Below are 22,009 nucleotides of genomic sequence, written 5' to 3'. Positions count from 1 at the left end.
GAGGCAGGCTTCTATATCCTAAGGATATAAAAGCCTGCACAATTCTCCGGCTGGTAAAGAACCTATTTTACAAAACTGCTCAGAATATCATCGATGGTCTTGGTATTGGCTATAGGGCCGCTGTACAGCCAGCTGGTATCTTTGCCGAATTCATGAACATTCCCTGCCTTAACGGCCGGAATTCCCTTCCAGACTGCACCTTCTGTAATCTCAGCTCCGCTTGCCTTGTCACTATTCACCAGAATGATATGCTCTGCAGTCAGCTCAGATAATTTCTCCAGTGAAATCGGGTTCCACGGTGCTCTGGATTCTGCAGGAATGTCGGTCACGAGATTCGGGAGCTTCACTCCAAGATCGCCATACAATACCGCACCGCTGCTGCGGGTCTCATCTACAATGAAGAAATTCTTGGACACCAGCCACAGAACCGCTACTGAATCATCGCCAATTGCCGCTGAGACAGCCGCTTTGGCTGAAGCCGCTTTCTGGTCATAGTCTGCAATAGCCTTCTCCGCTTCCGGTGTCTTATTGAGCAGCTCACCGATCTTGAGCAAGGCTGCGCGCCAGTCACTGCTGACCTCATCGCCGAGTACATAGGTTGGTGCAATCTTATTCAGCTGGTCATAAAGACCGTTCTGAACCGAGCCCTCCGACTGGACGATGTGAAAATCCGGCGTGAAGCTGGTGACGGCTTCAAGCGGCAGGTCATAGCTGATCGGCGGAACGTCCTTAAGCTCAGCGGCCAGGTAAGCCTGAGTACCATTCTTCGTAGACCACTGGGCAACCGGAGTCACGCCGAGTGCTACCAGATAATCCTCCAGATAAGAAGCAATTACACGCTGCGGATTAGCGGGAACGGTCACCTTATGTCCCATTGCATCCGTTACGGTCTTCTCCACAGCGGGTGCAGCAGTTGCTGCAGGTACCGCAGTGGCCTCCGCAGTCGCTTCTGCGGTTGCCGCAGGTGCGGTGCCTGCTCCACCGTTACTGCCTGCGTTGCTATTATCATTTCCGCAAGCGGACAGCAGCAGTGTTGTAGTCATAAGTCCGGCCACCGCCAGCTTCCCGCTTCTTGATCCTTGCAGGTTGAACGAAAACATTGAATACCCCTCCTGTATGTTACCCTCATGATTGGCAAAAGCTCTGTTACCTTCATCTTGTCTATACTGATGATATTGATTCTCATTCTCTATGTCAACCAATAACTTATAATAACGTAAAAACGGCCGTCTCCGCATTAAGCAGAAACAGCCATCTTCCTAATCTTCTATATTATTTATGCAGATGGAAAGGTACAGTCGCGATTACAATGTCCTTCTGATTCATCAGATATGAACGGATGAACAAGCTGGTCTGATTATGCAGCACCGCCTGCCACCAGTGCTTGGTCACGAATTGCGGAATCAGGACGGTAATATGATCCGTTGAAGAGGTCTTCCACTCTACTGTATCGATGAACTTCACCAGCGGGCGGATAATGCTGCGGTAGCGGGAGCGCAGGACGATCAGGCGTACGCCGGGGTTCCACTCCTCCCACTTCTGCTCCATCTTGTGAATCTCTTCTTCATCGAAGCCTACATATACAGCGACCACATTATCTGTCAATGACTTCGCATAGCTGATCGAATGCAGTACAGCACGAGTCACACCGGCGACCGGAACGACTACGGTGCTTCCTTTGATACAAGGCTTATCGGTAGCCGGGCAGATCCGCAGCTGATCGGCAATATTCATATAATGGCGGTGAATCCGGTGGAACACGATGATAACAGCCGGCAGGAAGATGAAGGCCATCCACACGCTGGAGAATTTAGTGATTATGAAAATCAGGGTGATCGTTAATGTAGTGAGCATCCCCACCGTATTGACGGCGAACTTGCTCTGCCAGCCTTTCGGCTTCGTTCTGTACCATTGGACCATCATGCCCAGCTGCGACAGCGTGAACGGAATGAATACCCCTACTGCATATAATGGAATGAGTCCTTCCGTATTCCCGTGAAACGCCGCCACCAGCACAGCCGACATAACACCGAGGAAAATAATACCGTTGGAGAAGCCCAGCCGGTCGCCGCGCACCATGAAGGCATGGGGCAGATATTTGTCTTTGGCGAACATGAACGCCAGCAGCGGGAAGGCCGAGTACGCCGTATTGGCTGCCAGGAACAGGATAACCGCCGTAATCCCCTGAATGAAGAAGTACAGTCCGCCGCGGCCGAAGGTAGATTCGGTAATCTGTGAGACCACGGTGGCCTTCTCATCAGGCATGATACCGTACCAGTAAGCGAGCAGCGTAATACCTGTGAACATTACCCCGAGAATGAGGCCCATGAGCATCAGCGTTTTGGCTGCATTTTTCTCCGCGGGCGCTTTGAAGTTAGGAATGGCATTGGAGACCGCTTCTACCCCGGTCAGAGCCGAACAGCCGGAGCTGAAGGCCTTCAGCAGCAGAAACATACTCACGTTCGATACGGCCGAGCCAATCTCAGGAACATGGGCATGGGCGCCGCCGGTCATATATTTGAAGACCCCCGAGATGATGAGCACGAAGATGGAAACCACGAACAGATAGACCGGGATAGCGATGAAGGAGGCCGATTCGGTCACTCCCCGCAGGTTAACAATCGTTAAGAGCACGATAACAGATACCGCTATCAGAACACTATGATTATGCAGACTTGGAAAAGCTGAAGTGATTGCATCCGTCCCCGCCGACGCACTTACCGCCACCGTCAGAATGTAATCCACCAGCAGAGAGCCGCCGGCCAGTAAGCCGGTATGCACCCCTAGATTGCTTTTGGCGACAATATACGCGCCCCCGCCTTGGGGATAAGCGAAGATCGTCTGCCGGTAGGACAGAATCAGAATAGCCAGCAGGCCCAATACGGCTAATGCAATTGGCAAGGAGTACCAGATAGCGGTGAACCCGGCGGCCACCAGTACAATCAGAATTTGTTCTGTTCCGTAGGCTACAGACGAGAGCGCATCAGAAGACAGGACAGCCAGTGCTTTCACCTTGGATAACTTTTCATGATCGAGTTCGTTCGACTTCATCGGACGCCCGATCAATAGTCGTTTTACCTTGCTTACCATTGTAGTAACAGTTCCTCTCTTGGTTAAGTTGAAACGGGTTTCCCTGCGCTGTTTTCATAAGTGGATTTCATAAATGCAGGCACCAAAATAAGCATACGGAAATGATCCGCATGCCTTAGTGTGCATGGTCATTATCCCACTAGTGGCTTACGAGGTTAGCTGGCGGATTCGGACTGTGGTAGCCCTACGGTTACAGGTCAAGTAGCCTGCTCCGATTCACCCCTTTTGGCCTTGGCCAAAGTGTGGTTCCCCCGTTTTTCCTTCCGGAAAATTCAGCGCATATTCAACTTCTCACAAGGACTAATATTAAGCTACAACACGTCTTCCGTAAAGCGTGGAAACAAATGAAAAAAGAATGAAAAGCACTCAAAACAACCAAATTCATCATCCGGTATGTCTTGATCTTTCATTCTCTTTCATTATCCCTTTACCACGTGATTTTACAGGGTTTTTGCATATTATTTTTTACTAAAATTAAGGGTATTCTCTTCTCTTCCTTCTGCCCGTCAGCTTCTTACTCCGCAGGCTCCTCTTTGCGTCCTGTCCAGAGCAGAATGGAGATTAAGGCAAAGGCTATAAGTGCAAGCAGAGGGATCGTTATAAATCCGAACCAGTTCAGATAATCCTTGTTGCACGGTACGCCGATGGTACAGGGAAGCACCTTGCTGAGCGCCGGAATTTTCTGCTCCGCATAATGATATATGGAGATGCTGCCGCCAATCAGACTAAGGGGAAGCACGTATGGAATGATCCGCTTGTCCCCCCGGTAGGTGGCGATCCCCAGCAGGAACAGCTGCGGATACATGAAGATCCGCTGGAACCAGCACAGCTTACAGGGCTCGTAATTTAGGACCTCACTGAGATACAGGCTTCCTGCTACAGCCACCACACAGACGAACCAGGCCAAGTAGAGACAGTTACGCCGGCAGAAGGCAGAGAAGGCGGTCATTGGGCGGTCCCTGCTCCCGCTGCTGCTGTTGCTGCCTGAATCTGGGCGTCAATCGCCTCCATATTGAAAGGCTCCTTCACCTTGATGCCGTTCACGTACAAGGAAGGCGTATTCGTTACGCCCGTATCGGTGCCAAGCTGAATATCCCGCTCCAGCTCGCTTACGTAGGTACGCTCGTCAATGTCCTTGCGCAGCAGGTCGTAATCCACCGGCAGCTCCAGCTGCTTGGCGAGACTCACCAGGAAGTCAGGTGTAGCCCATTCCTTCTCTTCATTCCCCTGATTGGCATAGATCGCATCGAAATACTTCCAGAACGCTTCCTGGTTCTGATGATAGACCGATAGCGCTGCCAGGGAGGCCGTTCTGGAATCCGTACCGAGGAAGGCCAGATTCACGAAATAGAAGGCTGCTTTATTCTGATCGACATAGCCCTGAACGATCTGCGGCTTGATCACACCGGTGAACTGGGCGCAAGCCGGACATTTGAAATCGCCGAATTCCACAATTTTGACCGGAGCATCCTCCTTGCCAAGCCGCATCATTTCGCTGTAATTGAAGGCAACCGGCTTACTGTCTGTACCGGCAGGCGAAGAGTCCTTCGATGCCAGCATAAATAAGCCTACAAAAATAATAATGACGATGGCCACCGTACTCACGATCAGAATTCTCGTTTTCTGCTTCTGCTGCTCCTGCTCTGCCCTGCGCTTCTCCTGCTTGCTCATCTGGGGAGCCGTGACATTGTTCTTTTTTGTTTTGCTCAAAGAGAGTTCCTTTCCGTCCTCAGGACTATCGTGATAAAAGAATAGTTACTTTCAAATTATATAATGTTAACTCTCTTGTTGGCAATCGCTGTCTTATACGGCTTCATTCTCCTCCGCTGACTCCCCCTCCCCTGTATCCTTGCCGAAAAATACCTCCGGGGAATGCTCCTGCGACTGCAGCTTAATTCTGAAGAAGAATTGTGTGCCGCCCCCTTCTGCCGGTTCTGCCCAGATCTCTCCTTGCATCAGGTCTACAAGCTTCTTGCAGATCGCAAGGCCCAGACCCGTGCCGGGGTACTTACGGGTATGCGACCCGTCCACCTGCGAGAAGGACTGGAAGAGCAGCTGCAGCTTATCCGGTGAGATGCCAATGCCGGTGTCGCGCACCATGAATTGCAGCGCCTGAGCGGTCTCCCTGACGCCATAGGACTCCACCTTAACCGTTACCGTGCCGGATGGCGTGAATTTCACCGCATTGCCGATCAGGTTGATGAGAATCTGGCGGATACGCGCAGCATCCCCGGTGAACTTGTCAGGAAGCCCCTCCTCGATCAGAAGCTCCAGAGATAACGGCTTGTCTTGTGTGCTCACCATGAACAGGTCCATACAGCCCTGGAGCAGCGCCTTCAGCCCGAAAGAATCCTTGTTCAGCGAGAGGGCATCCGCCTCCAGCCGGGAGATGTCGAGAATATCGCTCATCACATGCAGCAGAGCATGGCTGCTTGTACTCTGAAGCCGCAGGAGCTCCAGATGCTCAGGATTGCTGATCTCCTCGGACAGCAGCTGGTTGACGCCGATAATGCCGTTCAGCGGCGTGCGGATTTCATGGCTCATGGTGGCGAGGAACTCGCTTTTCATCGTCACCGCACTCTCCGCGGTATCCCTGGCCTCCAGCAGCTCATACTGATACTTCATCAGGGCAGTCACATCCTCGGCCACAATATAGACCCACTGCTCCGTATGATGCAGCAAAGGAAAGACGGTGACACTACAGATCAGCTGCTCCCCGCCTTTGCTCCGTACCTTCAGCTCCAGCTTGGAGGACTGCCCCCGTGAAGCGCGCGTTATGGCATCCCGTACGGCAGCTTCATCCCGTTCGCTGTATAGTATCGCCTTATAATTCCCCAGTTCTTCGCTGCTATATCCGGTAATGTCCCGCAGAGCAGGATTAGCACTGATTATCTTCTTACGGGCAGGATCAATGCAGATTACCATATCAGGGTTATGCTCGAACAGCGCAGTATACCGCTGCTCATTGAAGGCGGCTGACTGGAGTACCCGCTGCCGGTCCCTGTACAACAGAGCAAGGACGATCGACACAATGAACAGGAAGGAGCCGCAGAGGATCATTCCCAGTATCGAATCCTGCAAATAGAGCACGTGCGCGGCTGCACTGGACGGTTCTCCTGGAGAGAATGAAGCGCCCGCCATGGCAGCGTAATGGATGCCTGTGAACGCGCCGGTCAGGGTCAGGACAAGCAGCAGCTTTTTGAAGCTGAACATATTGTAGGCCTGCTCCAGCCACTTCGGATCGTAGGAAGCGGTGACCACCGGAACGATCAGGGCGAATAATACCGCCATTATAATTGAGAAAGCGCCTTGCTCATACGTTGCCGTAAGTCTCATCGACAGAATTCCGCTGAAATGCATAATCAGGATGCCGCTGCTGAACAAGAGGCCGCCCAGAGCCAGATAGACCCTGCTGCGGGTGTGCGGGTTATTCAGCATAGCTAACAGCATATAAGAAGCTGCCACGGGAATCACTAGAGAGAACGCCAGTAGCGGCAGATTATACGATACCGGAACGGCCATATCCATTGCACGCATCCCGATGAAATGCATGCTCCACAGGCCTGTGCCAAGCACCAGGGAGATGAGCAGGATGAACCGGGAGCTCCGCTGGCCGCGAAGCAGACGTTCCGTCAGATCGAGCGCCGTGAAGCAGGAGAGAAAGGCTATCGCCACCGACAAGAGGACAAGCAGATCATTGTAAGTGTTAAAAGGATGCTTCAACGCTCCCGCCCCTTTCTTGAATCGGATAGATTACATGTATTTACACTTCCTTACCCGCCTTAAATCCGGCCGAATCGGAGATAGGTCAGAACACTTCATCCTTATAACAAAAAAAGCACAGCGCTGTAGTAGCGCCATGCTTATATTGTATGCAGCAGCTTATGCTCCGGCTTCTTCCGTCAATAACTGCAGCTTCAGCAGCTTGATCCGGGAAATCCGCTTATTATCGGTTTCTTCGACCACGAATAAATGATTGTCGAACTCAATGGACTGGCCCTTTTGCGGCGGATTAACCTCCAGCTTGGAATACAGCCAGCCGCCGATCGTATCATAATCATCAGTCTCCATATGGATTCCGAGCTTGTCGTTAATCTCTTCAATCAGCATCAGGCCGTCAACGGAGAACTCATCCTCTCCCAGCTGCTCAATGCCGGGCCGCTCCTCGTCGAACTCATCCTGAATCTCACCGACAATCTCTTCCATAATATCCTCCAGTGTAACCATCCCCGAGGTACCGCCGTACTCATCAATAAGAATGGCGATCTGGGTCTTGGCACGCTGCATGACCTTCAGGAGGCTGCTGATCTGAATCGATTCCGGTACCGTCAATATCGGACGGATCAATTCATTATAGCTCGGCGCCTTCTCCCGGATCATATCCTTAATATGAATGAAGCCAAGAATATGGTCCTTGTCTCCGTCACAGACCGGATACCGGGTTCTCATTCCATCGAAGGCAATCTCCAGATTCTCCTCCGTCTCCAGATGCGTGTTCAGACAGATCATCTCGGTACGCGGAATCATAATCTCCCGGGCCATCGTGTCGGCAAATCCAAAAATATTATCCACCAGTGTCATTTCTGTGTTGTCGATCAAGCCGCTTTTGTTACTCTCCTGCATCAGGATGCGGATTTCTTCCTCCGTATGCGCAGTAGCCAGCTCGGAAGCCGGTGTCAGACGGAAGATCCGCAGCAGTCCCCGGGCCAGCCCGTTAACCACCCAGATGAATGGAAACATGATCCGGTAGAAAACGTTCATCGGTCCCGCAGTTAACAGAAGCACCGCCTCAGCCTTATTCACAGCAATGGTCTTCGGTGCAAGCTCGCCGAGTACGATATGGAGAACCGTGATGAACATGAAGGCAATAATCAGGGAGATGACAAATACAGTAGTATCATCAAAGCCCAGACCCCTGACCAGCGGCCCCACAATCGTGGCCACGGCCGGTTCACCGAGCCAGCCCAGTGCAAGTGAAGCAAGGGTTACCCCAAGCTGGCAGGCCGACAGGAAGCCATCCAGATTATGGACGATGTTCCTTGCGGCCAGCGCTCTCTTGCTGCCTTCCTCAATCAGCGATTCAATGCGCCCGCTGCGCACCTTCACCATCGCGTACTCCACCGAAACGAAAAAACCGTTAAGCAGCACAAGCAAAATAATAAGTCCTACATGTAATATACCGGGTAAAGGGTCGCTCAATTTATACTCCTATCCACCGTAATCTGTACGGCTGGATAGGCCCACCTCCTTCGTTTGCTCAAAATGTCAGACTCGATTACGCTAAAAGAACCCTTGCGTATCAATTCCCCAATGCCCTCATCTCCTATACAAAATCACGGATTAGAAATAATACTTTCATTATATAAATATATTAGGTGAAACAGCAAGCATGCGTGTCCCCTCGAAAAATACAGCATATGTACGTACGGGAGCATAAGTAACGGCTGACCGCCTCAAACCAAGGCGGACAGCCGTTTTTGGATGATTCTATGGATAAATGGCCGAAAAAAGCGGATTAGCAGTTGCGCACTCCAAGCGGATTCCCGACAACGCCCGGATATTGATAGACAAGCGGCTCTTCGAAAGTAGCGTAATCAAAGTTAACCATCAGCAGCACTACCCGCTGGCCGGTAGCACGGTCACTGATAATCAGGTGGTCACGGCCCGCAGCTTCCAGCACCCCGGTATAGACCTTGGCATTCCAGTCCTTGTTGTTCTCATATGTGAAATAGAAGGTGCCCACCTTGCCCAGGTTCAGGCGGAATATGTTCTCCACATAGGACTGTTCAAACACAGGTGCGGCTGTGGAGACCACCGTGCCGCCAGGCATCATGGGACTGCCGCTGCTGACCTGAGGCGGCATAGCGACCATGGTGCCCATGTTCCCCATGTTTCCCATTTTCCCCATATTCCCGATGTGCCCCATGTTGTTCATGTTATTCATGTTCTCCATATTATTCATATTGTTCATATTGTTCATGCTGCCTGCTGGATTGCTGCCCATCATATAAGGAACTGGGCGGTACGGTTGAACGATCATGTACGGATTACCTCCTAAAGTGTAATAAATACCTTGTCTTGCCTAGTATACTGCCGGACAATCTCCCTGTGTCGGAGTGAAGAAGCAGTGAGCCTTGTAGCGTCCGGTATTCTGCTGATTGTACCAGGTCGCCGGACAGTCGCCGACAGGGCGGAAGAACCAGAGCGCATTCGAGGCCGGCCAGGTTCGCTCCCCGGCAATCGCACGTTTCGCCAGCCGGATATCGGCTTCCCGCGCCCGTTGATAGAAGTATCCCTTCTGCGGGGCTTCGAAGCCGCCGGGGCTCTGGTACACCATGTCGTTCACACTGCGGATGTTGTTGAAATCCAGACAATTGCCAAGAATCCGGTTCACGCCGACATTGCCGACCATCAGCATGCCTGACTCTCCATCCTCTTCAGCCTCTGCCCGCATCAGCCGTGCAAGCACTCTTACGTCCTCCGAGTTTGTTTTGATGACAGCCACGCGTTCTCCTCCTTACATTCATTTCATTGACGGGTGAAGCTATGCAGACTATGTGATTCTCCGTTGTTCTTTTGCTGCTCGCTGTATTGTATGTGTATTCGCCCAGGAGGTGACAGTCTGCGCCCAATTTGCTGTTTCCTCTTCTTCCGTCTCTATGCCGGATACACGCAAAAAACCCCTTGCTCCACAGTGGGAACCAAGGGGGTCCTATCACCATCTATAATACATTGCCATCTTAGCTACTCCGCCGTGGAGTAGTGAGGACGCCGCTGAAAGCCATGATACCGTGTCCCCTGATACGTCAGTATGCCTTGATCCCCCTCAGCGCTCATCCCGTATTCCTGTCCCTCCACCTTGAATTCCCTGCGCACCCCATCCTCAGCTTCATAGGTCAGATAGTAGGTGGTGCTGGTCCGGCTGGAGAGACTATCCTCCTGGGACTGCTGCTGGCGCACTTCGGTCCGCTTGCTCACGATACGGGCGGGAATGGACTGCAGGGGGGCATTATTGTTCCGGCTCCACTGAAGCAATCCCCGGCCAGCAGATACAGCGATGATCCCCACGACCAGAGCGAGAAAGACCGGCAATACCGTTCCTGTAAAATCGAACAGCCAGGATGGATCACTCCCCGTTCCCATTGTCTCTTCCCCCTTATTCCCAAGTAGTTAGCACACCTGCCTCTATAGGCTTCTCTACATGTATATGCCTCTTGTCTGTCTGGCAGCACCGGTACACACGGCAAAAAGACCATTCAGGCTCCGGTACTTCCGGGAACTTAAATGGTCTTCTATAATACCCGATTGGCGGTTACATTAAGCATGTACGAGGTCTAAGAGTTGTCTGGTTTCGTTCGTTTCTTCCGGCATCATGCCGTTCTCTGCCCAGCAGGCTTTGCATTGTTCTTCAGTCTGGCACAGATGAGCGTCATCACAGTTGTAGCACAGTTGCATCAGGTTTCTAGTCATATAATCCGTTTCAAAAGTTGTCATTGTAATCTCTCCTCTTCGGGTTGGAAGTTTGTTTGAAAGTTTGTGAAAAAAGTAACTTGTTCTCTATGTGTTAAATATATCACAGGATTCAAAGTTTGTCATGTGATTTTTTTCACATTTTTAAAGAAAATTTTAAATAAGATTTTTCCTTATATTGTAGAGGCCTTTAAGCGGATTTAATGTGAAAAAAGAGGCTGTCCGTCAGAACGGACAACCTCTTGTACAGTATTACATTACACGCCAGCTCTCGCCGCCGTTAGTGGTCTGAAGCAGGATCGACTTGCGGTCCTCCTCCTTCGAGATCAGCAGCCAGCCGACATCACTTGAAATGAACTGCAGCTTCACTACCTCCGGATACTCCAGGAGCTTGGATTGAAGTACCGTGCTGGCCTGGAGGGCCGTCCAGGTCACTCCTTGATTCACCGTCTTATAGAGCAGATTACCTTCCAGCGACCAGCCTGTCATAGAATTCAGGAAGTCAGGTGCCACATTCCGGTTCATGCCGGACAGCGCCGGCCGTCCGAATGTGGTGAATTTCCAGTTCTCTCCCCCATTGGCGGTAAAATAGCCGTTAAAGGTCATGCTGCCTTCCTTTTCCTTCTGACAGCCGACCGGCATCCAGCCTCCCGCTGCATGTTCTCCGAAGAATTCAGGGACACCCGTAACCACCCGGTCACATCCGGCAAAGCTGTCATTGACCAGGAATTCCGAACCCGATACCCAGGTCGCCCCTCCGTCCCTGGTCATATAAATCTTGGGCAGAGCGCCGGTCTGCAGCATAACAAACCCCCGGCTCTCGTCATTAAAGATCATCCCGGTCGTTACCCCCGCATGCGGAATGGAACTAGTCGGCAGATTCGGATTATACTGCTCATTCTGCATCACCAGATTCCAGGTGGCTCCGCCATCCTTGGTAGCGTACAAGGCTTTGCTCTCTTTGGTCGCACTTGCATCCCACTTGGTCATCAGCCAGCCGCTGCGGCTGGAGCTGAAATAGATGGAGGACAGCTTGTTGGAATCGGGGAACGCTGAGATCTGCCAGCTGTGTCCACCGTCTGTGGTACGCAGCACCACGGTCTCGGTGGAGCCGAACGAGCTGCGGATGATCCAGCCATGCTCGGGGTCGGTGAAAAAAATCTCTTTGCCGTAGACCGGATTGCTTAGAAATTGTACATTCGTAGCTGGAGAGATATTCGCCCAGGTCTTGCCGTTATTGAGCGTCATGTACATTCGAAGCTCGTTGCGCGTTACCCCCCAGGCTAGTCCTGCTGAGGGGTTGAGCAGCCGGAAATCGGTCAGCCGCGTCTGAATCTGATATTTCTTTGCATTTTCGGGTTCGACATTCTTGTTATCCGGGGTAATGACTGTAATCATCTGCCCTTCTTCCGGCGCTTCAGTCGGCTGAGGAGGCCGGGTAGCCTCCGGCGGAGGGGCGGACGAGCAAGCCGAGAGAATCAGCAGAGTCATAAGAAGCATCAACGCCACTCTTAGAACCTTGGAACATGAAGCTTTGGCTGACAATGCTCTCTCTCCTTTTCTACATTAATGAGTATTTAAAAGATTATTTCTTCGTATTCAGATTACTGCGTTTGTAGCCGTACAATGAGTAAATCACCAGTCCGAACGCAACCCAGATGATGAAGCCAATCCAGGTCTCTCTGCCGAGATTATACATTAAGTAGCCGCAGGCTGCCGCACTAAGGAGTGGAACCAGCGGAACCCAAGGAACCCGGAAGCCTCTGCGGAGATCTGTCTTCGTCCGGCGGAGCATAATGACCCCGAGAGACACAACCAGGAAGGCAAATAAGGTGCCGATACTCGTCAGATTCGCCAGCCTGTCCAGCGGTACGAAGCCGGTAAGCACAGCGATCAGGCTGCCCACCATCCAGGTACTGCGCACCGGGGTATGCGTTGTGGCGCTAACCTTGGACAAGCTCTTCGGCAGCAGGCCGTCTCGCGAGATAGCGAACAGCAAGCGGGTCTGGCCGAACAGCATAACCAGCAGAACGGTCGTCATTCCGGCAATCGCCCCGATGGAGATCAGTCCGGCAATCATATTCTGGCCCACGAACCGCAGCGCAAAGGATACCGGATCGCTGACATTCAGGCTCTGATAAGGAACAATGCCCGTCAGGACCAAGGATACGGCGATATATAAAACTGTACAGATAGCAAGGGATGAGATAATCCCGATTGGAAGATCGCGCTGCGGACGCTTCACTTCTTCTGCGGCGGTTGAAATGGCATCAAAGCCGATATAGGCAAAAAATACAGTGGCCGCGCCGTTCATCACGCCATGAATCCCGAACGGCAGGAAGGGCGTCCAGTTCTCCGGCTTCACATAGAAAATACCGGTGATGATGAACAGCAGCACCACGGATATCTTGATGGCGACCATCACTGCGTTGAAGCGGGCGGTCTCCTTGACCCCCCGTGTCAGCAGATAGGAGATCAGCAGGATAATGATGACGGCAGGCAGATTGATGAATGTTCCCTTATCCGCATTATACGCTCCAGACAAAGCTGTGGGCAAATGTATCCCGAAGCCCTCCAGCAGACCCTGGAAATAACCGGACCATCCGCTGCTTACCGCTGCGGCGGCAACCCCGTATTCCAGGACAAGATCCCAGCCGAGCACCCAGGCCAGCAATTCGCCGAAGGCCACATAGCTGTAGGCATAGGCGCTGCCGGATACCGGCAGGGTCGATGCAAATTCAGAGTAGCACAAGGCGGACAGCACACAGGCAATCCCCGCGATGATGAAGGACAGCACCAGCCCCGGTCCGGCATGCTCCGCAGCAGCCACACCTGTCATTACAAAGATCCCGGTGCCGATGATGGCTCCTACCCCAAGCATCGTCAAATCCAAGGCGCCCAGTGTCTTGCTAAGCTTCTCCGCTCCGGCATTCTGGGGAATAGCCAGCGGTTTTTTGCGGAATAAATCCATACTTCAGTTCGCTCCTGTCAAGTGGTTGAGTGGATAACAGAAAAATCGTTGTTAGCTTACCCTATTTCGGGTAATGGATGAAATACGGACAGCTTGAAAACACTATCCCTAGCGATTATGATGGATAAGATTGGACAGCAAGTGGAATGGCTCTGCCTTCCTTATATTACCAAAATACAAATGCTGGAGGAGATTTAACATGGCCCCATTTAAGCCCAATCGTGTTGTAGTCATCGGTACCGGTGCAGTCGGAACCACTACAGCCTATACGCTGCTGCTGCGTAAGCGCATGCCCGAGCTTGTACTGATCGATGTGAACCACCAGAAGGCGCTTGGTGAAGCGCTGGATATGAACCATGGTATGCCTTTTGTAGGAGGCGTGAAGCTTTGGGCCGGTACCTATGAGGATTGCCGCGAAGCCGACATTATTATCGTCACTGCCGGAGCCTCCCAGAAGCCTGGTGAAACCCGGATCGACCTGCTCCGCAAGAACATCTCGATCTTCAAAGATATCATCCAGAAAATCACGAAATACAACCATCACGCGATCCTGCTGATTGCGACCAATCCGGTCGATATCCTGGCGTACGCCACCCTTAAGATCAGCGGCTTCGACCGCAGACGGGTTATCGGCTCAGGAACGGTACTGGACAGCGCCCGCTTCCGTTACCTGATCGGGAAGCACAAGGAGATTGACCCGCGCAGTATCCATGGACAGATCATCGGGGAGCATGGCGATTCCGAGCTGCCGGTCTGGAGTCTCGCCAATGTCGCCGGGATTGATCTGGGCTTCGATGAAGACGAACGCAAAGAAATCTTCGAGGATACGAAGAATGCCGCTTACGAGATTATCGATGCCAAGGGATCGACCTCCTACGCCATCGCGCTTGCACTGGACCGCATTGTATCGTCCATCCTGAACAATGAAGGCTCCGTTCTGAATGTATCTACATTACTGAACAACTACAACGGCGTCTCCGATGTGTTCCTCGGCGCTCCGTGTGTTGTGGACCGCTCCGGTGTGCGTGAGGTGCTTGATCTTCCGCTCAGCGAAGAAGAACAGAGCTTATTCCAGCAGTCCGCTGACAAGCTCAAGAGTGAAATCGCCAAGCTGGAGCTATAATTCCAGCCGGAATGAGCCGGCCGCCAATCCGCATGGATTGGCGGCCTTTTTTGAAATCTAAGCATTGAAATCTAAGCATCCAAGCATTTACAAGCCGCGAAGACGCGTTAAGCGGCTAAAGCGAATGTTGCGGTTGATTTCATGCCCCCGTTTTTCCCTTTCTCATGGTAGCAATTCAGAGACAAGTTGTCATCATAAAAATGCACATTCCATGTAATTTATGCGTTAGGGTTTGAACAAAAGTTCATAGTTCAAGTGATAATATTGCTAGACAGACGGATTACAGGCTGCCGCTCAGCTTATCAGCACTGCTGATTTGCAGTCTGGACATCGCCTCTTCCTTCTCCCGGCTCGTGATATGCGTATAGACTGTAGTTGTCTGAATGGAAGAGTGACCCAGCAGCTCCTGCACCGTCCGCAGATCCGCGCCCTTGCGCAGCAGCATAGTCGCGAATGAATGCCGCAGCTTATGACTCGAATAGGCACGCTGCTGGGAAGAGGGCAGCTCACTCTGGAAGCGGCTGAAGGTATCCGCAGCAATGCCCTGAATTCCCCGGATCGACAGTCTGCGGCCCTTCTGCGAGATGAACATGGCCTCTTCTTTGCTGCGCCAAGGGACCAGCCGGTCCGCAATCGCCTGATCGAGATACGGGGCTACATCCTCGGGAACCGGTATGCCCCGCCATTTGCGCCCTTTGCCGAAGACCCGCAGCGTGCGCCGGTCTACATTATAATCACTCAGATTCAGCGTATGTACTTCCCCTACCCGCAGCCCCATATAGGACATAAGCAGGAAGACCGCCAGATTGCGGCTTCTGTACTTGCCGTCCACCGCCGACAGGAACCGCCCCAGCTCTTGCTCCTCCAGATAGACCGGCTCACGGTTTTTGTCGGTCTTGGATTTCTTGATCCCTGCCGCCGGGTTAATAGATAACAGCTCCAGCTCGGACAGTGCCTTGAACAGACAGTTAACCGAGGCGTGCTTGCGGTTACGGGTGGCATCGCTGACTCCCCGCTCACGGACCGAGGTCAGGTAGGACACCACATGCAGCTTCTTCACCGTTCCCAGCTCCTTGCCGTTCAGATGGTCCAGGAATTCCCGCACATCAGCAAGGTAGGATTTCTGGGTATGTGCTGTATAACCGGCATCCTTCATCCAGATCAGGAAGGCCTCCAGCTCTTCTTCGTATGTTAGTTCCAGCTCATTCATGATCTGTCCCCTCCCTCTTAAGTACAACTATTATATCATTCCTCCGCAGTAGCTTCCCTCCATCCGGCGGCATGCTTCTCTACCATTCTGAGGAATTCACTGAGCGCAGGAGACTTCCATTTCTTGTTATGGTAAGCGATCTGGGTGGCCACCCGCTGCGACTGGTCATTCCAGTTCAGCCGGCCCAGCTTGCCTTCCGCCAGCTCGCGCTTCACCGTAATCTGCGGCAGAAAAGAGAGACCGAGTCCGGCCATCACGCACTGCTTGATTGCTTCAATGCTCCAGAACTCCAGATTCGGATCAGGAAACACACCGTGGCTGTTCAGATGACGTTCAAACAAGGTGCGGTAGGTGCAGCCCGCTTCGGTATGCAGAATCGTTACGTTCTTCAGCTGATACGGCTCCACTTCAGCAAGCTCCAGCAGCGGATGATCCAGCGGAGCCACCAGAGCCATGGCTTCATGAATCAGCGTCTCACAGTGCATATCCTTATACTCTGTTTCCGGCTGCAGCAGGAAGGCCAGATCCAGCTCCCCGGAGCGGATGAATTCGGTCAGCTCCCAGCAGGCCCCCGGCTTAAGGGTAATCTGCACCTGCGGATACCGGCTGCGGAAATCCTTGATAATTCCGGGAAGCCGGAAGGCCGCCAGGGATTCCGGTGCACCAATCCGCAGTGAACCGGCGATTTCTGTCTCAGATCGGAGGGCATTCTCAGCCATCGTATGCATCTTGGAGATTTCCTGGGCATACGGCAGCAGGCGGCGGCCTGCATCCGTGAGCATAATCTTTTTGCTGATCCGGTCGAACAGCGGCTGCCCCAGCTCTGCTTCCAGAGCCTGAATCTGTGCGGTAATGCTGGACTGGGCATAATCCAGCTTCTGCGCAGCGCGGGTGAAGCTGCCGGTCTCTACCACAACGAGAAAGGTGAACAGATGCTTCGATTCCATAGCGGACCTTCCTTTGATCCATCGGTTTTTTGAATGGATGTTATTTGATAATTCCGTTTTTCCAATGGATCTATTATCTGATACTCTAGAACTAAATACAAGGAAAGCGGGATTATACATATGAAGAAACACACCTCGTTACAACGTACCATCGGCATGCCTCAGGCCATTGCCTTATACATCGGGGCTGTCCTCGGTTCGGGGGTATTAATTGTCCCCGGGCTGGCAGCCGAGATGGCTGGCCCAGCTTCGCTGCTGGCCTGGGGCTTCATGACCCTGCTCATTCTTCCGCTTGCCTTATCCATGGGCCTGCTCTCTGCCAAGTTCCCTAACGCCGGGGGCGTCTCCCACTTCGTTACACTAGCCTTCGGGCCGAAGGCCGGGGCCCTTGTTGGCTGGTTCTTCCTGATGTCCGTTCCAATCGGCGCACCGGTCGCTGCATTGACCGGTGCAGGATACATGACGGCAGCGATGGGCTGGGGCGATCCGGCCAGAATCGCCCTTGCCGCCGGGATGCTGGTGATCGGACTCCTGACGAACTGGATGGGTATGCAGGTCGCCGGTAAAGTGCAAATTGCTGTGGTGATCGCTATTATTGCCGTACTGGTCTTCTCTTTTGCCGCTGCGCTTCCGGGGATGGAGCGTGCCCACTTCACTCCGTTTGCGCCGCATGGCTGGATTAGTGTCGGGCAGGCGGCCGCTATCCTCTTCTGGTGCTTCATCGGCTGGGAAGCCGTCTCGCATCTGTCCGAAGAATTCAAGGAACCTGAGCGGGCTGCAGTCAAGGGTGTGACTATCGCTGCTGTAATTGTCGGCGTCCTGTATTTCCTCTCGGCACTTGCTACCGTAGGTACGCAGAGCTATCTGCACGGCGGGGCAGATAGCTCCCTGCTCTGGATCATCAGCCAGCCGCTGGGGGTGTGGGGCGGGTTCATCGCCGGACTCACCGGTCTCTTCATCTGCACGGCGACGATCATTGCCTATGCTGGCGCAGCTTCACGCGTGGCGTATGCGTTGTCCCGGCAAGGCTATGCTCCCGGCTGGATGGGCTTTGTATCTAATCGGTATCAGACGCCTGTAGGGGCCATCGGCTTCCTGACGTTCTGCTTCACCTTGATATTATCGCTCTACGGCAGCGGGGCGCTCTCGATAACCACACTGATCACCTTCCCTAATGCCACCTTCATTCTTACCTATATTGGGGGCTGCGCAGCCGGAATCCGCCTCTTGCGCGGCAGCCGTGCAGGCGTAACGATTAGTTGGATTTCTTTTGCCGCCACACTGGCCGTGTTCCCGTTCACAGGCTGGGCGATTCTCTACCCGCTGTTGATTACAGTGTTGTTTGCCGGAGTGGACTATTGGAGATCCGGGGTAAGGCGTGTGGGGAAGCGGTGAGAGGGATTTTAATGCTACATACTTAAGGGCTGGACTCGAAGCTTGGTCGTCGCTGCGATGAACATTTGGCCCTCCGCTTCTTTTTGCTTTTCGTTATTTCTTAAATGCATTAAACAAAGTCACCTGTGGGCTGTGCTTCCATCCCGTGTACCTGCATGCCTGCACATTGTCTTACATCTGGCCTGCACGCCTCCGCACTGCCCAATGTGTTCGTAAAATTCTTCTACAACCGCAAACAGGCCACGCCATCCATAACAGGACGGCGCGGCCTTTCTTTTATAAGCGTTGAATTTCAGCAGCTATTGGGTCCACTCAATTGGAATGCGAAGACGGAACTGTTGTATATCCTTCGTATAAGTGAAGGAATTAGCCACAATTTCGAGCTTATCGGATGGCTGCACCGGCGGGAAAATCAGCTTAAAGGCTAATTTATCCCGGCTAATGCGCACCGGCTGTCCTTTGGGGAAGATCGGATGATCCTTGTTCTGCTCCTCTTCTAACCGAAGCGGGGTATTCTGGCTCATGACCTGACTTGCCTCATAATATACAACCGTCTGCTTCTCCTCATAATCAACGGAAGTTATCTTCACTGTTCCTCCTTCATTGCCCTTCAACGTTATAGGGTAAGATCCATTCAGGCGCTGACGGTCCTCCGCTTGCTTCACTGCTCCATTCTCCAACGGTTCAGTAACGATCAAGGTCACATAGGCCGGCTTAGGATTGAGCGCTGTCAGCGGTGAGAAGTTGAAATAATAGTAGTCATTGGTTGCACCTCTTCCCTGATCTGTATACAAGGTTCCTATATCATCCTGGAGTATAACGTTCAGCTTCTCACGGGGGTATATATTCCGCATAATCACTTGTGTATTGACTGGACCAAGAGTCAGCTTCTCAAGCGTATATAATGACTTCCTGTAAGTGAAATTCAGATCTTTCGGATACACCGTGGAAGTCAGCGCCTTACTCTTGCTTGCATCCAGCGGAATGGTGAGATCCCATTTTCCTTTGGTAGCTCCGATTGTATTAATGGTCATATCCAGTGTTAACTGACCGGGCAGATCCTTATCTCCAAAAGATTGCCGGGTGGTCCCTATGAAGGTGTGGTCTCCTGTAATCGTAAAATCATGTGTATAAATAGACTGCGGTTCATGGCCTCTCAGATGTAGTTCATAGTAGACCTCCGCGTCCTTCTCTGAAATCGGCGGTGAGGATGCCGGATAAGTCACTTCGTAATTAAGTACCAGTTGAATACCGTCATAATACACCTCTGCCATCTCAAAAGTGATCCCCTGATCCTTGGCCTCAAGGCCCACGGAACTGCTAAGCTGCTTCTGCTCAATAACTTTGAGGTTTGCTGTGTACGCACCTTTAGCATACAAATAATCGAAGAACGGAATGACGCGCAGCGCTTCAGCAACCGGAGGCGAGACGAATCCGATCCCAATAATGGATCCGGCTGTAACAGCTAGCGCAGCTGTGGCGCCGATGACCCACTTCCTGTACGATGATAACCGGTGTCTGTATCTTGGGGCTTTCCCTACTCCTCCAGTATGTAGCTGCCACAATTCATCAAAATCAACAGAAGAAGGCATACTGTGTATCATGTGTTCAGCTTCCTTTTGTAATTGTGCGGTTACTGCTCCAGATTCAACATCCAGCCTGTCCTTAGCTGTCGTCATTTCAGCCCCTCCTTCATCATCAGTACACCGGGGTCAAGCTCGCCGCATTCTCTCAGCTTGCGCAGTGCCGCATGAAGCCTGGATTTGCAGGTTCCCAGCGGAATGCTTAATACCTCTGCGGTCTCAGGCAGCGATAATCCGGCATAATAGTGCAGGGTGATCACTTCGCGCAGCTTCGCGGACAGACGGCTGACCGCCTGCCATAATTCCAGCTGATTCTCACTATGCAGGGCGAAGCTCTCGGCGGAGTGCTCTTTTCCCTCTATAGTGACGCCTGCCAGGAGTTGTATCCAGGTCTTCCTGCGTAACAGATTACGGGACGTATTGACGGCAATCCGGTACAGCCAAGGCCGAAGCGGCCTGGAGGGATCGTACAAATGATATTTTGCAAAGGCACGCAGAAAAGTCTCCTGGGTAATATCATCGGCCAGCACCCGCTGCTTGGTCATCATAAGGGCAATCCCATAAATATAAGCGGAGTGTGCTTCAAACATGTCCTTGGCCTGCTGCTCTGTAATGGGATAATTCTTCAACGCTCGCTTCCCCCCTTTCTTACTGGATATACGCTTTGACCCGGGCGATCCGTTCGCTTTACGTTTCAGAAACTTGTCAGGCGGTTATGGATGAGGAGAGCTTGACCTAATCTGCTAGAAGAAGGAGACTGTAACCTATGTCTGATCATAAAAAAGTTATTCTTGAACCTGCAGCTCAGAAATTTGCCGATGATAATGCCAAGCCTCCCTTCCTGCCCGATCTGGGTCCGGAAAAAGGCCGCGAAACGGTCAACACCGTCCAGGCTGGCGATATCGAAAAACCCGAGGCAGATCTTCAGGATCTGACCGTAACCGGCGGCCCCGGCGGTGAAGTGAAGGTCCGCATTGTCCGTCCGGTAGGCACCTCCGGCACTTCCTTGCCGGTCATTCTCTACATTCATGGAGCAGGCTGGGTATTCGGCAACAGTCACACGCATGACCGGCTCATCCGCGAGCTGACTGTGGGTACAGGCGCTGCCGTGGTTTTCCCGGAATACAGCCTGTCCCCGGAAGCCAAATATCCTACGGCCATTGAAGAAATCTATGCGGTACTGGAATGGATCGCCAGTGAGGGCTCCACGTATGGACTCGACGCCTCCAGGCTGAGTGTCGCTGGGGACAGCGTCGGCGGTAACATGACTGCTGCCATCACCCTAATGGCCAAAGAACGCAGCGGTCCTGCTATCTCTAAGCAATTGCTTTTCTATCCGGTTACGGACGCATCCTTCGATACGGAATCTTATCATCAGTTCGCAGAAGGATATTTCCTCCAGCGCGAAGGCATGAAATGGTTCTGGGATCAATATACCACCGATCCTGAGGAGCGGGCACAGATTACGGCCTCTCCGCTGCGGGCCAGTCTGGACCAGCTTAGCGGTCTGCCGGAAGCCTTGATTATCACCGGTGAAGCCGATGTGCTTCGTGATGAAGGAGAGGCCTATGCGAATAAGCTTCGCGAAGCAGGCGTTCCCGTTACGGCTGTGCGCTTCCAGGGCATTATCCACGATTTCGTGATGCTGAACGCGCTGGCAGACACTAAGGCTAACCAAGGGGCTTTGCTGCTGGCAACGGCTTGGTTGAAGCACTAAGTCCCTGGAATTTAACTATGTAAAAATAAAGCAAGCCCGTACCGGAGAATTCCAGTGCGGGCTTGCTTACATATATGAGGTTGCCAGAACCGGCAGCAGTGCGGTTTAGACTACCTGCCTCAAACCAACCTGCGGTCCATCTATTTCCGCTGGGAATAGAACTCCGCTGCTTTGATCAGCATATCCTTCAGTGAACCGAAGGAAGTCGTCTTGGCTACATGCTCATCGAGCTGATCCGACGGGAGCGATTTTATCTCCTCTGCTGATCCGGCAGAGAATCCTCCTTTTTGCAGCAGATCCTTCAAGGACTCGAACGGAGTGAACTTTTGCAGAAAAGAACTCGACAGCAGTTGCTCCAGCGGCAGCTTCTGCAGCAATTGCTCGACAGGCAGCTTGTCTAGCGGTAATTTCTGCAGCAGCTCGTAGGCACGGCCTTCTTTGAGGGAACCGACTACTCCTTGTATTTTATCGCCTAATCCTCCAATGTTAAATCCCATAAGGTC

Annotated in this window: 20 protein-coding genes and 1 riboswitch; of the genes, 3 read left to right on the top strand and 17 right to left on the bottom strand. The window is 52.4% G+C overall.

Annotated elements, in window-relative coordinates; genetic code table 11:
* Positions 1 to 62: 62 nt before the first annotated feature.
* From MKY64_RS09615 to MKY64_RS09560, 12 genes are all read right to left on the bottom strand, one after another.
* Positions 63 to 1,100: an ABC transporter substrate-binding protein gene (locus MKY64_RS09615; RefSeq protein WP_340952476.1), complete on the bottom strand. Its 1,038-nt coding sequence runs from the start codon at positions 1,098 to 1,100 to the stop codon at positions 63 to 65.
* Between the two features lie 172 nt (positions 1,101 to 1,272).
* Positions 1,273 to 3,090 carry an APC family permease gene (locus tag MKY64_RS09610; protein ID WP_209873826.1) on the bottom strand — a complete coding sequence of 606 codons (1,818 nt, stop codon included), beginning with the start codon at positions 3,088 to 3,090 and terminating at the stop codon, positions 1,273 to 1,275.
* A 128-nt stretch (positions 3,091 to 3,218) separates the two neighbouring features.
* Positions 3,219 to 3,378, bottom strand: a riboswitch (cyclic di-AMP (ydaO/yuaA leader).
* 226 nt (positions 3,379 to 3,604) lie between these two features.
* The gene (locus tag MKY64_RS09605; RefSeq protein ID WP_340952474.1) at positions 3,605 to 4,039 is read right to left on the bottom strand and encodes a disulfide oxidoreductase; all 435 of its coding nucleotides are present in this window, start codon (positions 4,037 to 4,039) and stop codon (positions 3,605 to 3,607) included.
* A complete protein-coding gene (locus MKY64_RS09600) occupies positions 4,036 to 4,800 on the bottom strand; it encodes a DsbA family protein (RefSeq protein WP_340952472.1) in 765 nt (254 codons plus the stop codon). The genes MKY64_RS09605 and MKY64_RS09600 overlap by 4 nt, the downstream gene beginning before the upstream one ends.
* Positions 4,801 to 4,893: 93 nt before the next feature.
* The gene (locus tag MKY64_RS09595) at positions 4,894 to 6,813 is read right to left on the bottom strand and encodes a sensor histidine kinase (RefSeq protein ID WP_339257249.1); all 1,920 of its coding nucleotides are present in this window, start codon (positions 6,811 to 6,813) and stop codon (positions 4,894 to 4,896) included.
* Between the two features lie 159 nt (positions 6,814 to 6,972).
* Positions 6,973 to 8,289 carry a hemolysin family protein gene (locus tag MKY64_RS09590; RefSeq protein WP_036726551.1) on the bottom strand — a complete coding sequence of 439 codons (1,317 nt, stop codon included), beginning with the start codon at positions 8,287 to 8,289 and terminating at the stop codon, positions 6,973 to 6,975.
* A gap of 316 nt (positions 8,290 to 8,605) precedes the next feature.
* Positions 8,606 to 8,998 (bottom strand): spore coat protein GerQ, encoded by a 393-nt coding sequence (gerQ, locus tag MKY64_RS09585; protein ID WP_245368238.1) that lies wholly within the window; start codon positions 8,996 to 8,998, stop codon positions 8,606 to 8,608.
* 174 nt (positions 8,999 to 9,172) lie between these two features.
* Positions 9,173 to 9,595 (bottom strand): cell wall hydrolase, encoded by a 423-nt coding sequence (locus MKY64_RS09580; protein WP_036726550.1) that lies wholly within the window; start codon positions 9,593 to 9,595, stop codon positions 9,173 to 9,175.
* Between the two features lie 239 nt (positions 9,596 to 9,834).
* Positions 9,835 to 10,233 (bottom strand): DUF2500 domain-containing protein, encoded by a 399-nt coding sequence (locus MKY64_RS09575; RefSeq protein WP_076079279.1) that lies wholly within the window; start codon positions 10,231 to 10,233, stop codon positions 9,835 to 9,837.
* Between the two features lie 174 nt (positions 10,234 to 10,407).
* A complete protein-coding gene (locus MKY64_RS09570; protein WP_179090460.1) occupies positions 10,408 to 10,584 on the bottom strand; it encodes a hypothetical protein in 177 nt (58 codons plus the stop codon).
* A 228-nt stretch (positions 10,585 to 10,812) separates the two neighbouring features.
* Complete coding sequence (locus MKY64_RS09565) at positions 10,813 to 12,060, bottom strand: WD40/YVTN/BNR-like repeat-containing protein (RefSeq protein WP_340952468.1); 1,248 nt, start codon at positions 12,058 to 12,060, stop codon at positions 10,813 to 10,815.
* An 85-nt stretch (positions 12,061 to 12,145) separates the two neighbouring features.
* Entirely contained in the window at positions 12,146 to 13,531 is a 1,386-nt protein-coding gene (locus MKY64_RS09560) for an APC family permease (protein ID WP_340940383.1), read from the bottom strand.
* Between the two features lie 199 nt (positions 13,532 to 13,730).
* On the opposite strand from MKY64_RS09560, the gene MKY64_RS09555 reads away from it, so the two are divergent.
* On the top strand, positions 13,731 to 14,654 hold the full coding sequence (locus tag MKY64_RS09555) for an L-lactate dehydrogenase (RefSeq protein WP_340940382.1): 924 nt from the start codon (positions 13,731 to 13,733) through the stop codon (positions 14,652 to 14,654).
* Between the two features lie 280 nt (positions 14,655 to 14,934).
* Here the strand turns inward: MKY64_RS09555 and MKY64_RS09550 are convergent, their stop codons facing one another.
* Together MKY64_RS09550 and MKY64_RS09545 are read right to left on the bottom strand one after the other, a co-directional pair.
* On the bottom strand, positions 14,935 to 15,864 hold the full coding sequence (locus MKY64_RS09550; protein ID WP_340952466.1) for a tyrosine-type recombinase/integrase: 930 nt from the start codon (positions 15,862 to 15,864) through the stop codon (positions 14,935 to 14,937).
* A 35-nt stretch (positions 15,865 to 15,899) separates the two neighbouring features.
* Positions 15,900 to 16,811 carry a LysR family transcriptional regulator gene (locus MKY64_RS09545; RefSeq protein ID WP_340940377.1) on the bottom strand — a complete coding sequence of 304 codons (912 nt, stop codon included), beginning with the start codon at positions 16,809 to 16,811 and terminating at the stop codon, positions 15,900 to 15,902.
* A 120-nt stretch (positions 16,812 to 16,931) separates the two neighbouring features.
* Here MKY64_RS09545 and MKY64_RS09540 point away from each other — a divergent pair, with 120 nt between their 5' ends.
* Positions 16,932 to 18,206: an APC family permease gene (locus tag MKY64_RS09540; protein WP_340952463.1), complete on the top strand. Its 1,275-nt coding sequence runs from the start codon at positions 16,932 to 16,934 to the stop codon at positions 18,204 to 18,206.
* A gap of 299 nt (positions 18,207 to 18,505) precedes the next feature.
* On the opposite strand, the gene MKY64_RS09535 is transcribed toward MKY64_RS09540, so the two are convergent.
* Positions 18,506 to 19,885: a DUF4179 domain-containing protein gene (locus MKY64_RS09535; protein ID WP_340952460.1), complete on the bottom strand. Its 1,380-nt coding sequence runs from the start codon at positions 19,883 to 19,885 to the stop codon at positions 18,506 to 18,508.
* A complete protein-coding gene (locus MKY64_RS09530) occupies positions 19,882 to 20,418 on the bottom strand; it encodes an RNA polymerase sigma factor (protein WP_340940370.1) in 537 nt (178 codons plus the stop codon). The genes MKY64_RS09535 and MKY64_RS09530 overlap by 4 nt, the downstream gene beginning before the upstream one ends.
* Before the next feature lie 137 nt (positions 20,419 to 20,555).
* Between MKY64_RS09530 and MKY64_RS09525 the strand changes: the two genes are divergently transcribed.
* Positions 20,556 to 21,506 carry an alpha/beta hydrolase gene (locus MKY64_RS09525; RefSeq protein ID WP_340952458.1) on the top strand — a complete coding sequence of 317 codons (951 nt, stop codon included), beginning with the start codon at positions 20,556 to 20,558 and terminating at the stop codon, positions 21,504 to 21,506.
* Positions 21,507 to 21,646: 140 nt separating this feature from the next.
* Here the strand turns inward: MKY64_RS09525 and MKY64_RS09520 are convergent, their stop codons facing one another.
* On the bottom strand, positions 21,647 to 22,003 hold the full coding sequence (locus MKY64_RS09520) for a hypothetical protein (RefSeq protein WP_051478104.1): 357 nt from the start codon (positions 22,001 to 22,003) through the stop codon (positions 21,647 to 21,649).
* Positions 22,004 to 22,009: the final 6 nt, after the last annotated feature.

Origin of the sequence: Paenibacillus sp. FSL R7-0210 (assembly GCF_038009085.1) — a bacterium.
GTDB lineage: Bacteria > Bacillota > Bacilli > Paenibacillales > Paenibacillaceae > Paenibacillus_AQ > Paenibacillus_AQ silagei.
Note: the sequence above shows the minus strand (reverse complement) of the source record. Positions and strands in the feature narration are given on the sequence as shown.

What these genes read in the sequence shown, in the direction of transcription:
- MKY64_RS09610 (WP_209873826.1), bottom strand. Translation starts at nt 3,090, where the DNA reads ATGGTAAGCAAGGTAAAACGACTATTGATCGGGCGTCCGATGAAGTCG.
- MKY64_RS09540 (WP_340952463.1), top strand. Translation starts at nt 16,932, where the DNA reads ATGAAGAAACACACCTCGTTACAACGTACCATCGGCATGCCTCAGGCC.
- MKY64_RS09545 (WP_340940377.1), bottom strand. Translation starts at nt 16,811, where the DNA reads ATGGAATCGAAGCATCTGTTCACCTTTCTCGTTGTGGTAGAGACCGGC.
- MKY64_RS09565 (WP_340952468.1), bottom strand. Translation starts at nt 12,060, where the DNA reads ATGCTTCTTATGACTCTGCTGATTCTCTCGGCTTGCTCGTCCGCCCCT.
- gerQ (WP_245368238.1), bottom strand. Translation starts at nt 8,998, where the DNA reads ATGGGGAAAATGGGAAACATGGGGAACATGGGCACCATGGTCGCTATG.
- MKY64_RS09550 (WP_340952466.1), bottom strand. Translation starts at nt 15,864, where the DNA reads ATGAATGAGCTGGAACTAACATACGAAGAAGAGCTGGAGGCCTTCCTG.
- MKY64_RS09605 (WP_340952474.1), bottom strand. Translation starts at nt 4,039, where the DNA reads ATGACCGCCTTCTCTGCCTTCTGCCGGCGTAACTGTCTCTACTTGGCC.
- MKY64_RS09520 (WP_051478104.1), bottom strand. Translation starts at nt 22,003, where the DNA reads ATGGGATTTAACATTGGAGGATTAGGCGATAAAATACAAGGAGTAGTC.
- MKY64_RS09615 (WP_340952476.1), bottom strand. Translation starts at nt 1,100, where the DNA reads ATGTTTTCGTTCAACCTGCAAGGATCAAGAAGCGGGAAGCTGGCGGTG.
- MKY64_RS09525 (WP_340952458.1), top strand. Translation starts at nt 20,556, where the DNA reads ATGTCTGATCATAAAAAAGTTATTCTTGAACCTGCAGCTCAGAAATTT.
- MKY64_RS09555 (WP_340940382.1), top strand. Translation starts at nt 13,731, where the DNA reads ATGGCCCCATTTAAGCCCAATCGTGTTGTAGTCATCGGTACCGGTGCA.
- MKY64_RS09535 (WP_340952460.1), bottom strand. Translation starts at nt 19,885, where the DNA reads ATGACGACAGCTAAGGACAGGCTGGATGTTGAATCTGGAGCAGTAACC.
- MKY64_RS09560 (WP_340940383.1), bottom strand. Translation starts at nt 13,531, where the DNA reads ATGGATTTATTCCGCAAAAAACCGCTGGCTATTCCCCAGAATGCCGGA.
- MKY64_RS09575 (WP_076079279.1), bottom strand. Translation starts at nt 10,233, where the DNA reads ATGGGAACGGGGAGTGATCCATCCTGGCTGTTCGATTTTACAGGAACG.
- MKY64_RS09570 (WP_179090460.1), bottom strand. Translation starts at nt 10,584, where the DNA reads ATGACAACTTTTGAAACGGATTATATGACTAGAAACCTGATGCAACTG.